Source organism: Pseudomonas fragi, from assembly GCF_025426255.1.
In the GTDB taxonomy this organism is placed as follows: Bacteria; Pseudomonadota; Gammaproteobacteria; order Pseudomonadales; family Pseudomonadaceae; genus Aquipseudomonas; species Aquipseudomonas kulmbachensis.
The window spans coordinates 5055554-5068975 of sequence record NZ_CP104861.1 but is presented as its reverse complement, the minus strand read 5'-3'; the positions used below and the strand labels follow the sequence as shown (position 1 = coordinate 5068975).

The following is a 13422-nucleotide window of genomic DNA, read 5'->3' as shown; positions in this document are numbered from 1 at the left end:
CCTGGGTTGCTGTCAACGACAGCACTTGCCCGATCTTTTCTACGCCTGTGGATAATTCGGGTCAAGGCTCGAATTTTCGGGAGTTCTGCGGCTGTGGATGAAATTATCCACCGGTGGAAATCAGTGGTTTTCCACAGACAGTTTGCGTGGGCTTTAGATTTTTTAAGTGAGGTCCATCCAAGCGGGGCGGCTTTGCAGCCCCGCTTGGATGGACCCGCGTGGGCAAGCGGATCGCTGAGATATGAAGACCGAGCGCTTACTCAGTTGTGCCACGTTTTGCTTTTAGGCGAGTGACGTTCGCTCCGGTCTGGTTTGCGAATTCGTGTGGAGTGACATGCTCCTGCCGGTTGGCCTCCAGGTACCGGCTCCACCAGTTCATGATCAGCCTGCGCTCCTCGATGAACTCGGCCTTGTGGATGTAAGCGGCGCGGACGTTGTTGCGCTCCTTGTGGCTCATCTGCCGTTCAATAGCTGTCTCCGACCACAATCCTGACTCGATCAGTGCGCTGAAGGCTATCGAACGAAACCCATGCCCGCAGATATCGGTGTTGGTGTCGTATCCCATCGTCCGAAGCGCGTTGTTCACAGTGTTTTCGGACATGGGCCTCCAGGGTTTGGCATCGCCTGCAAACACCAGGTCGAACTCGCTCCAGCGGGCGAAACGCAGCTCGCTGGATCGTACAAACATATGCAGTGACAGCATCACCGTCAGACGGGTAAGTGCCCGGCCTTTATAGGTGTCGATCCGCTCCTGTAGTTCCGGCAGTCGCGATAAGGGTAGGGCGGGGCGATGTACCACCCGCGGGGCTTTGATCGAGCCTTCGAGATCGTAAGCAGGGTTTATGGTGATAAGCCGGAGGCGCTTTGCCTCGCGCATGATGCTCTGCAGGTAGTTTTGTACCCTTAAAGCAACGTCGATCGTTCCGCGCTTCTTGATCGCTTCCAAGGGCTGCATAAGGTCATGGGTGTCGAGATCAACAATGGCGCTTGCGCCGATCAGCGGGAATACGTGGGTTTTGAGGCGGCTCATCACTGTCTTGGAATGGTCTGGTGCCCACTTGGCCGACATTTCCGTCCGTCAGGTTTGACGTAACGGAGCCGCCACCCTTTGCGGCCATTGGGTTGGACTGGAAGGTAGAAGCCATCGCCGTCAAAAAGCTTTTAGACGCTGTCGATGGGCTTGGCTGAGCGGTAAGCAGAATCGGAGGGCGGGGCAGTGGTGCGAGACATAAGGGTACTAGGGCCTTTATCGAATGACCTGACCCCTATATTTATTAGGTTTTGAAGTAACCCGAAAGAACCCCAAAACGAAAAAACCCGCCAGAAGGCGGGTTTTCGGGGGTTTCAAAGACTGTGCTGACTGTCTATGAAACCTAATGTGGTGCCGGCACCAAGAGTCGAACTCGGGACCTACTGATTACAAGTCAGTTGCTCTACCAACTGAGCTATACCGGCGTTATGGGCGACGAGTATACCCGGATGTTTGCGCTTGTAAACCCCTGATAACAGACTATTTTCACGATTCTGGCTGGGGCTCGTTGAAAAATTAGCGCAGGTAGTCGGCGGTGAGCCGAATTTTCACTGAATTGGCCAGCGGCGACACTTCGTCGCTCATCTGTTCCACCGCATTAAAGATATGCAAACCCCAGCTCAAATAGCGTGCCGCTGTCATCACTGTTTATCCGTACCTGGCCGCCATGCAGTTGCATGATCGAATGCACAATCGCCAACCCCAGGCCGCCGGAGTCGCCAGGTTGTGCCCGTGACGGGTCGACCCGGTAAAAACGGTCGAACAGCTTGCCCAGATGCTGCGCCTCAATCGCCGGGCCAAGGTTGTGCACTCCGATCCAGCAAAACCCGGCATCGTCATGGCGGAGCAAGCGCACGGTAGAACCTGCTTGAGCATGGCGCACGGCATTGGCCAGCAGATTGCCCAGCGCTCGTTGCAGCAGTTGTTGATCGGCCACAAGCGGCCCGCTGAGCTGATTATCCAGTTGCAACTGACGGTCTTCGGCCAGCGCCTCGAAGTAATCACATAGCCCATCGCCGACCTCGCGAAGGTCCAGCGCTTGTAGCTGCAATGGGCGCTGGCCGTGTTCAGCGCGGGCGAGAAACATCAGATTTTCGGCCATGCGATTGAGGCGTTCGTACTCTTCGATATTCGACGCCAGCACTTCTTGATACTCGGCCGGGCTGCGCGACTGGTTCAGGGCCAGGCTGTTGCTGCCCAGCAGGTTGTGCAGCGGTGTGCGGATTTCATGGGCCAGGTCGGCGGAGAACTGCGACAGGCGCGCAAAGCTGTCTTCGAGCCGCGCGAGCATGGCGTTGAGTGCCTGCACTGGTTCTTTGAGCTCGGTTGGTATGGCTTCGGTGGGCATGCGCCGGTCAAGGCTGCGTGGGTCGATATGGCGCATGGCCTGTGCCAGTTCGCGCAGTGGCGTGAGGCCTCGGCGTAACAGCAGTAAGCCAAGTCCGAAGGCCAGCAATGTGCCCAACCCTGCTGCCATGTACAAGCGCATGCGGTAACTGGCGAGCATCTGCTCACGCTCATCCAGGCGCTTGCCTACCGTCACGCTGAGGATTTCATCAGCCGGGCCTCGAGCCATACCGGCAAGCAGCACTGTCGCGTCCAGGGTTTTGATATCCGTGCGCTGCGGTGCCCGGTCCTGAGCGATAGGCGGCATATCCGGCACGTCCTGTTGATGCGGGTTGATGGCGATCAACGGGCTGCCATCTGCCCGTTTGACCAGCAACACGCTGTCCAGGTTGCCCAGCATGTTCTGGTACAAACGCGGGCGCTCTTGCAGGGCTTCGAGGCTGTCGCTGTCATGCAGCAGGGCGCGGACTTGCTCAAGGCGCCCGAGCAGCGCCTGGTCATCACGAAACGCCAACTCCGAGGCCAGGGAGCGATACAGAAATACCCCGATCACACTCAGCACCAACGCACAGGTCAGGGCAATCGCCAGCGCGAGGCGCCAGGCGATGGATTTACTCATCGGGTGCTTCCAACTGATAGCCGACGCCGCGCACGGTGTGGATCAGTTTGGGCATATACGGGTCGTCGACCTTGGAGCGCAAGCGGCGCACGGCGACTTCGACCATGTTGGTGTCGCTGTCGAAGTTGAGGTTCCAGACCTGCGAAGCGATCAAGGTGCGCGACAAAACTTCGCCCTGACGGCTGGCCAGCAGTTGCAGCAGCGCAAATTCCTTGTTGGTCAGGCTGATGCGCTGGCCGCCCCGGCTGACCCGGCGGCGCAGCACATCAATTTCAAGATCGGCAATGGTGTATGCCTCGGCCTCGCGCATGGGGCCACGGCGCAGCAAGGTGCGCACCCGGGCGAGCAACTCGGCAAAGGCGAAGGGCTTGAGCAGATAATCGTCGGCACCCAGTTCGAGGCCGCGCACGCGGTCTTCGATGGCATCCCTGGCGGTCAAAAACAGCACCGGCGTGGCGCTGCGCTGGCGAATCAGTTGCAGCAATTGCCAGCCATTGAGCCCCGGCAGCATCACGTCGAGGATGATCAGGTCGTATTCCTGTTGCTCGACAAAGTAACGGCCGTCCAGCCCGTTCAGCGCCACATCCACTGCAAAGCCTGATTCCTTGAGGCCCTTGGCCAGGAAATCTGCCGTCTTGGCTTCGTCTTCAACCACTAACAAACGCATCGCACACCTCGATCAATCGTCTGCACAGGCTAGGCGCCTTCGCGGGTGTTGCCTATTACAAACTTGTAATGCAACTGACGGGGTTCTGACGAGGGTCGCTGGTTAAGGTGGACGCATTCGTACAGGAGCTTGCCGATGATGCTGAAAACCTTGTTGTTATGGACTGCCGTTGGCGTTGCCAGTGCCGCCCATGCGGCGCCGAATCTGGCGCGTCATGCCGATCTGGACCTGGCCACTGCCCGGCAGTTAGCCGATGCCACGCTCAAGCACTGCACAGGTGCGCTGAGCGTGCTTGATCGCGGTGGCAATGTGCTGGTGGCGATGCGCCCGGAGGACGTTGGCCTGCACAACCTGCTGGCCAGCCAGCGCAAAGCCTGGACTGCGCTGTCGAGCAAAACGCCGACCCGGTTGTTTGCCGAGCGAGCGCGCAGCAATCCTGAAGCGAGCAACCTCAATACCATCGCTGAACTGTTGTTGCTGGGCGGCGGTGTGCCGCTGTTTGCCGAGGGCGAACTGGTGGGCGCAATGGGCGTGGCCGGGGCCGGAGGTGCTGAGCAGGACGAAGCCTGTGCGCTAAAGGCCGCGCAACAGATTGGCCTGACAATTCAACGCTGAATTGATTGTTTTTTAACCAACAGGATTAATCATGAAAACTCTACGAATGACATTGGCGGCTTTGAGCCTGAGCGGCCTGTCGAGCCTGGCATTGGCAGCGGGTAACCCTTTGAGCGTGCATGTGCTCAACCTTGAAAATGGTCTGCCATCGCCGGGTGTCAACGTGACGCTGGAAAAGCATGTGGGTAAAGACTGGCAGCCGCTGGCACAGGGCGTGACCAACGAGCAGGGGCGTATCGGCGAGCTGTTCCCGGCCAAGCAAGCGTTTGAGGCGGGTGAGTATCGTGTGGTGTTCAAAACCGGTGAGTACTTCAAGAAAACGGGCCATGAGACCTTCTTTCCGGAAATTCCGGTGATTTTTGAAGTGAAAAATGTGGACCAGCATTACCACATTCCGTTGCTGCTCAGCCCTTATGGCTTCTCGACGTATCGCGGCTCGTAGGCTACAAGCCAGCTCCCACAGGGGGCGAGAGACTTATCCACAACGCTGCGCCAGCAGCATCAGGTTGCGCGGGGTCAGGTGGTTGTCACAGAACTCGCCGACCTGTACCTCATAACCGTTTTCCTCCAGATACAGCGCCCGATCCAGCACCAGCCACACCTCCAGCGGGCGCCGGAACAGCCCGCGCACCAATTCAAGATTGCGCACTTGCGCCAGCCGTTCCCAGCCTGCGGCTTGCAGTGCCGGCCAGTCTTCGTCGCCGCTTGTGGATAAGTTCTTCAGTGCTGCCAGATCTGCGCAGTATTCGGCAAACGGCTTGTTCAGCCAGGTGCCGGGCAACGAGGGTGTGGATAAGTATTCATCACACTGACGGTGCTGGCGCTGCCACAGATCAAAACCCAAACGCCGTGCCATCGACTCGTCACGCTGGCGCCGTACGCGGGTGCCTGCAGTGACGGTTTCGCTCATGGGCAGGCCCAGGTCGTCCAGCGACAGCTGCAAGCCGGACGCCTTGGCGGCCGTGGATAAGGCCTGATAGTGCGACCCGCCGATGCGGTTGTAGCAGCAGGGCGACACGGCAAGTTGTGCACAACCCGCCGCGCTGGCCAGTTGCAGCAGGCGCACATGCAAGTCGCCACAAGCATGCAGCGCCACGGGTGTCATCTGGGCCGTGAGCTGCAAGGCGGCTTCGGGGGCGAGCACGTCTTGTTGAATATGGTGTGCTGGCAAGTGATGGCGCTGGCTGAGTTGCTGGCCGGACTCGATCAGTGCCGGGTCGTACTCCAGACAGGTCAGTTGCTCTCCAGCGCTCATAAGTCGACGACCTAAATGGCCTTTGCCTGCGCACCAGTCCAGCCAGTGCGTGGGTTTTTGCTTGAATGTCAGGCTCTGGGCGAAGGCTTCGATTTGTTGCCATTTACGCCCCGGCACATCCACCTGCAAGCGCTGGGCAACGGGGGCAATGGCTTGGGTGGGCAGACGGTTAACCGCGCTCAGAGCGAGCGAGGTCGCCGCCAGCTCAGGGAACGGCGCGGGGGCGGGCAAGTGTTGAGGCTGGTTGTGGCTGGCTTCGGCGTCTTGTAGCGAGCGCTGGCGCAACCACTGCGCCAGTTCGGGGTGTTGCGCTTCCCACGGCACATTCAGCGCAGTGAAGGGCCGTGGGCGCCAGAGGTGCTGGTGGTCGAGCAGAAACCGGTCCAGCGCCTCAAAGCGGGCGAGCAGGTCAGCGCCCTTGGCAGGCATCGACGCGCAACCAGCGCTCCAGCAGTTTGAACCCCTGGATCAGCACAAACGACATGATCAGGTAGATCGCGCCTGCGGTCAGGAACATATCCACCGTCAGGTAGTTGCGAGCAATGATGGTGCGGGTCATGCCGGTCAGTTCCAGCAGGGTCACGGTACTCGCCAGCGAGCTGGCCTTGAGCATCAGGATCACTTCGTTGCTGTAAGCCGGCAGGCCGATACGCGTGGCCCGCGGCAGGACGATATGCACCAGGGTTTTGAAACGCGACATGCCCAGGGCCCGTGCTGCCTCGATTTCACCCGGCGGGATGGCCTGAATCGCACCACGCAGGATCTCGGCAATGTACGCGGCCGTGTGCAGGGTCATGGTGATGATTGCGCACCAGAACGGGCTACGCAGGTACGGCCACAACGCGCTTTCACGTACCAGATCGAACTGAGCCAGACCGTAATAGACCAGAAACAGCTGGATCAGCAGCGGCGTACCACGGAAGAAAAAGATATAGGCGTAAGGCAGCGAACGCACATACCAGAGTTTGGATGAGCGGGCGATGCCCAGCGGAATAGCCACGATCAGACCGGCGATCACCGAGATTGCGGTCAGCTCCAGGGTCAGGGTTGCGCCCTGCATCAGCTTGGGCAGCCATTTGAGGATTACTTCCCACTCCATTACGTCCTCCTCACGAAGCCGCGCGCTGCGCGTTTTTCAAGCACGTGCATGGTGCCCATGGCCAATACGGTCAGGCCCAGGTACATCACGGCTGCCACCATGTAGAAGGTGAACGGGTGTTTGGCGAAGGTCACGGCGTTTTGCGCCTGACGCATGATTTCTTCCAGACCGATTACCGACACCAGTGCGGTATCTTTCATCAGGATCATGAACAGGTTGCCCAGGCCGGGCAGGGCGATACGCCACATTTGCGGCAGCACCAGCCGGGTGAAAATCCGCGGTTTGGACAAGCCCAGTGCCATGCCCGCTTCGCGGTGGCCTTTGGGGATGGCCAGAATGGCGCCGCGAAACACTTCGGTGGCATAGGCACCAAAGCACAGGCCCAAAGCGAGCACGCCTGCAGCGAAGGCACTGAGGGTGAGTTCGGGCATGCCGATGTGTTCGCCGATGGCGCGCACCAGATTCACGCTGCCGAAGTAAATCAGCAACACCCAGAGCAGTTCGGGCACGCCGCGAACCAGGGTCGAATAGGCGCCGCCCAACCATCTAAGCGGTTTGTAGGGGGATGTTTTGGCCAAGGCACCGAGCAATCCGAGCACCAGGCCCAGACACAGCGCAGTAAGTGCCAGCTTGACGGTCATCAGCGCGCCAGCGGCAAGCGCCGGGCCGAATCCGTATAGATCGATAGTCATGGGGTAGGCAGGCTTTGCTAGGGACTGGTGCGCCCGTGGGCGCACCAGTCAGGCAGGTCAGTAGATGCTGAACGGGAAGTACTTGTCGTTGATCTTCTTGTACGTGCCGTCTTCAACGATTTGCTTGAGGGCCAGGTTCAGCTTGGCGCGCAGTTCGTTGTCGCCTTTACGCAGAGCGATGCCGACTTTGTCGTCTTCGTTGACCGGCTCACCCTTGAACTCGTATGCCTGGCCAGCCGGGCTTTTCAGCCAGTCGTAGTTGGCATACTTGTCAGCCAGCAAGGCGTCTACACGGCCCGAAGTCAGGTCGAGGTAGGCGTTTTCCTGGGTGTCGTACAAGGAGATGGTCGCGTCGGTGCCCAGGTTATCGTCCAGCCAGGTTGCAGCTTGAGTTGAACGCTGGGTGCCCAGGGCCTTGCCCTTGAGGGACGCGAGGTCGGTTTTGAAATCGACTTTTTTCGGTGCGATGAACTGCTGCTTGTTGGAGTAGTACGGGTCGGTGAAATCGACCGCTTGCTTGCGTTCGTCCGTGATCGACAGCGACGACACGATGAAATCGTACTTTTTGGCGTTCAGTGCCGGGATGATGCCGTCCCAATCGGAGGTGACGATTTCACACTCGGCTTTCATCTTGGCGCACAGGGCCATCGCTATGTCGGGGTCGAAGCCCACAACTTCACCACTGGCGTTTTTGTTATTGAATGGTGGGTAAGCACCTTCAATCCCGACTTTGTACTTATCAACAGCCAGGGCGTTGGCGCTGAAAACCAGTGTGGCGGCAGCGGCCAGGAGAAGCTTTTTATAGTTCTGCATTCGTGTTGCTCCGTTAGCGGTTGCTGGACATGAATTGTTTACAGCGCGCCGAAACCGGGTTGTCGAACACCTGTTCTGGCGACCCTTGCTCTTCGATCAGGCCCTGATGCAAAAACACTACTTCGGTGGACACCTGACGGGCAAAGCCCATCTCGTGGGTGACCAACAGCATAGTGCGACCTTCTTCGGCGAGCGCGCGGATCACACTAAGTACTTCTTGAACCATTTCCGGGTCAAGTGCCGATGTCGGTTCATCGAACAGAATGACTTTGGGTTGCATGGCCAGCGTGCGGGCAATCGCTGCACGTTGCTGCTGGCCGCCGGACAATTCGGATGGATAGGCATGACGCTTTTCGCCAATGCCGACCTTGGCCAGCAGTGCTTCGGCAACTTCGATTGCTTCGGCTTTGCTCTGCCCCAGAACCCTACGCGGGGCCTCGATAATGTTGTCGAGGATGGTCATGTGCGGCCACAGGTTAAAGTTTTGAAATACAAAACCCAGTTCACTGCGCATGCGATTGATCTGCTTGCCGTCGGCCGCGACCAGTTCGCCATTTTTGGCTTTCTTGAGTTTGAGCTCTTCCCCGGCGACCACGATCTGGCCTTCATGGGGGTTTTCCAGAAGGTTGATGCAGCGCAGCAGGGTGGACTTGCCGGAACCGGAAGAGCCCAGGATCGAGATCACGTCGCCGTCGCGTGCGGTCAGCGAGATACCTTTAAGTACCTCAAGCTCGCCGTAGCGTTTGTGCAAGTTGCGGATTTCAAGCGCGGGCGTGGCCAAAGCCATGTGCGTTCCTCATTGTGTTCGGGTGCGATCCTGCTGTTGGGCGGCCTTCCTGGCGCAGGCCAAGCTAGCATAGGGTTGCAGAGGCAACCAGCCGCCCTGAAGACACAAAAGACGCGAGGGTGGCAGTTTGTCGCATCGCTACAGCAGAGTGTCGCGCCGACAACAACCGACCCTGTATTTCGCCGTTCGGCCAGACAGGTGTCGCTTAAAAAAGGTCGCGATGTTGCCAGCTTTGGCCCGGTGTTGGAAGCGCGAACCTACTAAAGGTTAAAGATGCGCACCGCTTTTGGGCTATATGGGCAATTTTGGGTATTTTTGGTGCGCTGAGACCCATGTAACTGAGTGTTACGGTAACGAATTGGCAAAAAGCCATTACTCTCAATAGGTTGCAGTTGGGGGCAGGAATCGTTGCAGGCCGCGAAAACCGTGCACTTGTCACATTCTGGCTCATTTATTGCGTAAAGGATTCTAAACGCCCCGTTGGTTACTTTTTACGAAAGTCAACGCGGGTGCTCGGAATGGCTTCAATGAAAGGTAGTCCCAATGAGCAATACGCAATCCTCTAACGGTCTGGAACAAGGGCTAAAGCCACGGCATGTGACCATGCTGTCGATTGCCGGTGTTATCGGCGCCGGTTTGTTTGTCGGCTCAGGACACGCGATTGCACAAGCGGGTCCCGCTGTACTGCTGGCTTACGCCGCCGCTGGTACGTTGGTGGTGTTGGTGATGCGCATGCTGGCCGAAATGGCCGTCGCATCTCCTGACACCGGTTCGTTCTCCACCTACGCCGACCGTGCCATCGGGCATTGGGCCGGTTTCACCATCGGCTGGCTGTACTGGTGGTTCTGGGTACTGGTTATCCCACTGGAAGCTGTCGCTGCCGGCACGATCCTGCATGCCTGGTTCCCCGGCACGGCGATCTGGGTCTTTACCCTGGTCATCACCCTGTTACTGACGGCCACCAACTTGTTCAGCGTCAAGAACTACGGCGAGTTCGAGTTCTGGTTTGCGTTGGTCAAAGTGCTGGCGATTATTGGCTTTATCATTTTGGGTCTGCTGGCGATTTTCGGCTTTCTGCCTACCAGTCAGGTCAGTGGCGTCGCGCATCTGTCAGACACCATCGGCTTTATGCCCAACGGCATGGGCGCGGTGTTGGCGGCCATGTTGACCACCATGTTCTCGTTCATGGGTACTGAAATCGTCACCATCGCGGCGGCGGAATCCAAAGACCCAAGCAAGCAAATCACCAAGGCTACCAACTCGGTGATCTGGCGGATTGGCTTGTTCTACCTGGTGTCGATTTTCATCGTTGTGGCCCTGGTGCCGTGGAACGACCCGGCTCTGGCCCAGTTCGGCTCCTACCAGACCGTACTCGACCGCATGGGCATCCCGAATGCCAAGCTGATCGTTGATATCGTCGTATTGATCGCGGTAACCAGCTGCTTGAACTCGGCGCTCTACACTTCCTCACGGATGCTGTACTCCCTGAGCAAGCGCGGCGACGCACCGGCTGCGGCCAAGCGCACCAACGCCTCTGGCACGCCTTACTGGGCGGTGATGATGTCTACCGGCGCAGCTTTTGTGGCGGTATTCGCCAACTACGTGGCTCCGGCTGCAGTGTTCGAGTTCCTGCTGGCCAGCTCTGGCGCCATTGCGTTGCTGGTGTACCTGGTGATTGCCGTGTCGCAACTGCGCATGCGTCAAAAGCGTATGGCTTTGGGCGAGAACATCTCGTTCAAAATGTGGCTGTTCCCGGGCCTGACCTGGGCGGTGATCGTATTTATCGTGGCCATTTTGACCATCATGCTGTTCCAGGAAGCGCACCGTGTTGAAATCATGGCTACCGGTTTGCTGAGCATTCTGGTGGTGGCGGCAGGCCTGTTAGTGGCACGTCGTCGACGCATTGAGAAACTGGGGGCAACGGTACTCAACTGAGGCCAGGACGGCTCTCGCGGTTGAATACACAAGCAAGGCCGCCATCCTCGGGGATGGCGGCCTTTTTTGTGGGTGGCATCAGCGCTGAGGGTGTGAGGCTTCGACCAGCGCTTGCTCGCGGTCGAGTTCGGCGCGCAGTTCTTCCTCGGTGGGCAGAACCAATGTGTATTTACTGGCGAACAATTGCTCGTTTCCATGCAGCACCGAGTAGCGCACCACCGAGGCATCTTTCTGCGCGCACAGAATGATGCCCACGGTGGGGCAGTCTTCGGGGCCGCGCTTGAGGTCGTCGTACAGGCGTATGTACATGTCCATCTGGCCGATGTCCTGATGCGTCAGCTCACCGCGTTTGAGGTCGAAAATTACAAAGCACTTGAGCAGGTAGTTGTAGAACACCAGGTCCACATAGAAGTCTTTGCTTTCGGTGCTGATGCGCTGTTGGCGGGCAACGAAGGCGAAGCCTTTGCCCAGCTCCAGCAAGAACCCTTGCAGATGATCGATCAGCGCCTGTTCCAGCCCCGTCTCGAAAAGCCCCGCAACCGTCGGCATGCCCAAAAACTCCAGCAGTACAGGGTCGCGTACAAACTCGCGCGGGCTTTTGTTCAGGGGAAGTACATTGGCTGCGGCTTCCTGAATGATCGCAGGACGATCCTGGCTGACCAGCAGGCGTTCGTAATACAGCGTCCCGATTTGCCGCTCAAGGGCGCGGGTCGACCAGTTCAATGTGGCAGCTTCGTTCATGTACCACTGGCGCGCACTGTCTTTTTCGACCCGTAACAGGGTGCGGTAGTGGGTCCAGCTCAATTCGTGACGCAGTGCGTCACATTTTGGAAATGCCTGATAGAAAAGCCGCATGTAGCGAAGGTTGGAGGTATCAAAGCCTTTCCCGAATTCTTGTGTCAGAGATTTGGCCAGTGTTGAAAGCAGCTGCTTGCCATAAGTGGCCCGAGCAGCCCCGGCCTGTTCGTACTCGATGATATGTCGGCCCATGTTCCAGCAGGTTTGCACTTGCAATGTATCTACCAGGCGCAAGGCTTTTTGCCGGGCCTGGCGGATCAGATCGCCCAAGGAGGTGAGCAGGGGAGCCAGATTTGAATCGTGGGTGTTGGCGGGTAGCGGAGGGTTCATTGTTTTTGCCGCGCATTAGCCAGAGGAACTAATGAGGATGTCATTGCCATTTTGTATTGGCAGTTGGTTTTTTGCGGGAAGCGTCTTAAATGTAAAGATGAAAATTACCGGTCTTATGTGAGGTGTTCATGCTCGAATTACGCCCTAGTTGCGAATGCTGCGATTGCGACTTGCCACCTGATTCTGCGCAAGCACGGATTTGCTCATTCGAGTGCACCTTTTGCGCAACCTGTACGGAGCAGAACCTGGGCGGTCTTTGTCCTAATTGCGGGGGTGAGCTGTTGGTGCGACCACGTCGGCCGGCCAATAAACTGGCGAATAACCCGCCGTCGACTGAGCGGATTTTCAAGCCGCAGGGCTGTACTGCGTGTTGAGGTTGTAGCCGCTGTCGAGGCACGAGGCTGCGATTGATTGCGAAGCGATCGTAAGCCCGTGTATCAGCGTTTATCTGAAACGTCGAGCTGCATGGTTTTGCGACTGCTGCGCAGTCGATCGCAGCCTTGCTGCGCTCCTCAGCGGCTACGAGTTATTGTCCGGGGGTGATAACCCGCCCCGGCACATCACTCACCAATTCCCCGCTCTGCAACCACTGCAAGGCAATCGGCCACAAGCTGCTTTGAAAGCGGCTGTGAAAAAACGCGAAATGGCCTATGGCTGCTTCGTTGATATCTTGCGGTTGAATGCGCAGGTGCGTGCGTGAGCTGGCGCTGAAGTAACTCAGCAAGCGCTCGATTGCCGCCACGGTGCCAAAAGGATCATCGCTAAAGCTGATGGCGAGGGTTTTGGCCGTAACGCAAGAAAAGGGCAGGGCGGCAAGGCCGCGTGCGCTGGGGAGCTTCTCGTAGCGCGTGCTGAAGGCGCTCCAGTCCCTGACCACGCCCGCCGGGGTGTCTTCGAGCCAGCCCAGGCGCTTGCCGGGGAAGTAGCCGCAGACGCGAGTCAGCAACGGCATGACCCCGTGCCATTTGGCGAGCATCTGCCAGCGCTGTGCTGGCGCGTAGTCGCGCCAGTGGGCAAATTGCGCACCCACTGTCACCAGATGGCGAATCGCCTGCCCGGAGGCCGCCAGGCCCGCTGCACAGCCGCCAAAGCTGTGGCCGACTACATCGACCGGCTGGCCGGGGTATTCGCGCTGGGCGCGCTTGAGGATGGCTTCAGTGTCCAGCGCCCCCCAGTCCGACCAGCTGGCTTCAAAGCCGCGCAACGAGCCTATGCGTGAGGTGCCGATGCCGCGATAGTCGAACAGCATCACGTCCAGGCCGTGGCTGAACAGGTATTCGGCGAACCTTGAATAGTACTGACAGCGCACCGAGGTGGCGGCGCTGACCACCACCACGGCACGCGTACTGTCGGGTGTGCGCTGGCGCCACTCAAAACCGCCCAGCAGGTAACCGTCAGCAGCGGGTTCGGTGAATGCCCGGCTGACAGGTTCGAT

At 58.4% G+C, this 13422-nt stretch carries 13 protein-coding genes, 1 tRNA gene and 1 pseudogene; 4 read left to right on the top strand and 11 right to left on the bottom strand.

Annotated elements, in window-relative coordinates; genetic code table 11:
- Positions 1 to 256: 256 nt before the first annotated feature.
- From N7D90_RS23235 to N7D90_RS23220, 4 genes and pseudogenes are all read right to left on the bottom strand, one after another.
- A pseudogene (locus tag N7D90_RS23235) lies at positions 257 to 1230 on the bottom strand (phage integrase central domain-containing protein).
- A 149-nt stretch (positions 1231 to 1379) separates the two neighbouring features.
- Positions 1380 to 1455, bottom strand: a tRNA-Thr gene (locus tag N7D90_RS23230).
- 173 nt (positions 1456 to 1628) lie between these two features.
- Positions 1629 to 2996: a heavy metal sensor histidine kinase gene (locus N7D90_RS23225; RefSeq protein ID WP_261740165.1), complete on the bottom strand. Its 1368-nt coding sequence runs from the start codon at positions 2994 to 2996 to the stop codon at positions 1629 to 1631.
- Positions 2989 to 3663: a heavy metal response regulator transcription factor gene (locus N7D90_RS23220; RefSeq protein WP_261740164.1), complete on the bottom strand. Its 675-nt coding sequence runs from the start codon at positions 3661 to 3663 to the stop codon at positions 2989 to 2991. The genes N7D90_RS23225 and N7D90_RS23220 overlap by 8 nt, the downstream gene beginning before the upstream one ends.
- 135 nt (positions 3664 to 3798) lie before the next feature.
- Between N7D90_RS23220 and N7D90_RS23215 the strand changes: the two genes are divergently transcribed.
- A complete protein-coding gene (locus N7D90_RS23215) occupies positions 3799 to 4278 on the top strand; it encodes a GlcG/HbpS family heme-binding protein (RefSeq protein ID WP_261740163.1) in 480 nt (159 codons plus the stop codon).
- Positions 4279 to 4309: 31 nt separating this feature from the next.
- Positions 4310 to 4720 carry a hydroxyisourate hydrolase gene (uraH, locus tag N7D90_RS23210; protein WP_261740162.1) on the top strand — a complete coding sequence of 137 codons (411 nt, stop codon included), beginning with the start codon at positions 4310 to 4312 and terminating at the stop codon, positions 4718 to 4720.
- Positions 4721 to 4753: 33 nt separating this feature from the next.
- On the opposite strand, the gene N7D90_RS23205 is transcribed toward uraH, so the two are convergent.
- From N7D90_RS23205 to N7D90_RS23185, 5 genes are read right to left on the bottom strand one after another with little or no spacing between them, the layout of a single operon-like run.
- Entirely contained in the window at positions 4754 to 5962 is a 1209-nt protein-coding gene (locus N7D90_RS23205) for an SAM-dependent methyltransferase (RefSeq protein WP_261740161.1), read from the bottom strand.
- Entirely contained in the window at positions 5943 to 6632 is a 690-nt protein-coding gene (locus N7D90_RS23200) for an ABC transporter permease (protein WP_261740160.1), read from the bottom strand. The genes N7D90_RS23205 and N7D90_RS23200 overlap by 20 nt, the downstream gene beginning before the upstream one ends.
- Positions 6632 to 7324, bottom strand: coding sequence for an ABC transporter permease (locus N7D90_RS23195; RefSeq protein WP_261740159.1), 693 nt, complete (start codon positions 7322 to 7324; stop codon positions 6632 to 6634). The genes N7D90_RS23200 and N7D90_RS23195 overlap by 1 nt, the downstream gene beginning before the upstream one ends.
- 57 nt (positions 7325 to 7381) lie before the next feature.
- A complete protein-coding gene (locus N7D90_RS23190) occupies positions 7382 to 8137 on the bottom strand; it encodes an ABC transporter substrate-binding protein (RefSeq protein ID WP_261740158.1) in 756 nt (251 codons plus the stop codon).
- A 13-nt stretch (positions 8138 to 8150) separates the two neighbouring features.
- A complete protein-coding gene (locus N7D90_RS23185; RefSeq protein ID WP_261740157.1) occupies positions 8151 to 8924 on the bottom strand; it encodes an ABC transporter ATP-binding protein in 774 nt (257 codons plus the stop codon).
- A gap of 543 nt (positions 8925 to 9467) precedes the next feature.
- Here N7D90_RS23185 and gabP point away from each other — a divergent pair.
- A complete protein-coding gene (gene gabP / locus N7D90_RS23180; protein ID WP_261740156.1) occupies positions 9468 to 10859 on the top strand; it encodes a GABA permease in 1392 nt (463 codons plus the stop codon).
- 78 nt (positions 10860 to 10937) lie between these two features.
- On the opposite strand, the gene N7D90_RS23175 is transcribed toward gabP, so the two are convergent.
- Positions 10938 to 11987: a YhcG family protein gene (locus N7D90_RS23175; RefSeq protein ID WP_261740155.1), complete on the bottom strand. Its 1050-nt coding sequence runs from the start codon at positions 11985 to 11987 to the stop codon at positions 10938 to 10940.
- Between the two features lie 128 nt (positions 11988 to 12115).
- Between N7D90_RS23175 and N7D90_RS23170 the strand changes: the two genes are divergently transcribed.
- On the top strand, positions 12116 to 12361 hold the full coding sequence (locus tag N7D90_RS23170) for a DUF1272 domain-containing protein (RefSeq protein WP_261740154.1): 246 nt from the start codon (positions 12116 to 12118) through the stop codon (positions 12359 to 12361).
- 152 nt (positions 12362 to 12513) lie between these two features.
- On the opposite strand, the gene N7D90_RS23165 is transcribed toward N7D90_RS23170, so the two are convergent.
- The gene (locus tag N7D90_RS23165) at positions 12514 to 13374 is read right to left on the bottom strand and encodes an alpha/beta fold hydrolase (RefSeq protein WP_410012342.1); all 861 of its coding nucleotides are present in this window, start codon (positions 13372 to 13374) and stop codon (positions 12514 to 12516) included.
- Between the last annotated feature and the right edge of the window lie 48 nt (positions 13375 to 13422).

Coding starts and splice junctions, on each gene's coding strand:
- N7D90_RS23225 (WP_261740165.1), bottom strand. CDS start 2,996: ATGAGTAAATCCATCGCCTGGCGCCTCGCGCTGGCGATTGCCCTGACC.
- N7D90_RS23220 (WP_261740164.1), bottom strand. CDS start 3,663: ATGCGTTTGTTAGTGGTTGAAGACGAAGCCAAGACGGCAGATTTCCTG.
- N7D90_RS23215 (WP_261740163.1), top strand. CDS start 3,799: ATGATGCTGAAAACCTTGTTGTTATGGACTGCCGTTGGCGTTGCCAGT.
- uraH (WP_261740162.1), top strand. CDS start 4,310: ATGAAAACTCTACGAATGACATTGGCGGCTTTGAGCCTGAGCGGCCTG.
- N7D90_RS23205 (WP_261740161.1), bottom strand. CDS start 5,962: ATGCCTGCCAAGGGCGCTGACCTGCTCGCCCGCTTTGAGGCGCTGGAC.
- N7D90_RS23200 (WP_261740160.1), bottom strand. CDS start 6,632: ATGGAGTGGGAAGTAATCCTCAAATGGCTGCCCAAGCTGATGCAGGGC.
- N7D90_RS23195 (WP_261740159.1), bottom strand. CDS start 7,324: ATGACTATCGATCTATACGGATTCGGCCCGGCGCTTGCCGCTGGCGCG.
- N7D90_RS23190 (WP_261740158.1), bottom strand. CDS start 8,137: ATGCAGAACTATAAAAAGCTTCTCCTGGCCGCTGCCGCCACACTGGTT.
- N7D90_RS23185 (WP_261740157.1), bottom strand. CDS start 8,924: ATGGCTTTGGCCACGCCCGCGCTTGAAATCCGCAACTTGCACAAACGC.
- gabP (WP_261740156.1), top strand. CDS start 9,468: ATGAGCAATACGCAATCCTCTAACGGTCTGGAACAAGGGCTAAAGCCA.
- N7D90_RS23175 (WP_261740155.1), bottom strand. CDS start 11,987: ATGAACCCTCCGCTACCCGCCAACACCCACGATTCAAATCTGGCTCCC.
- N7D90_RS23170 (WP_261740154.1), top strand. CDS start 12,116: ATGCTCGAATTACGCCCTAGTTGCGAATGCTGCGATTGCGACTTGCCA.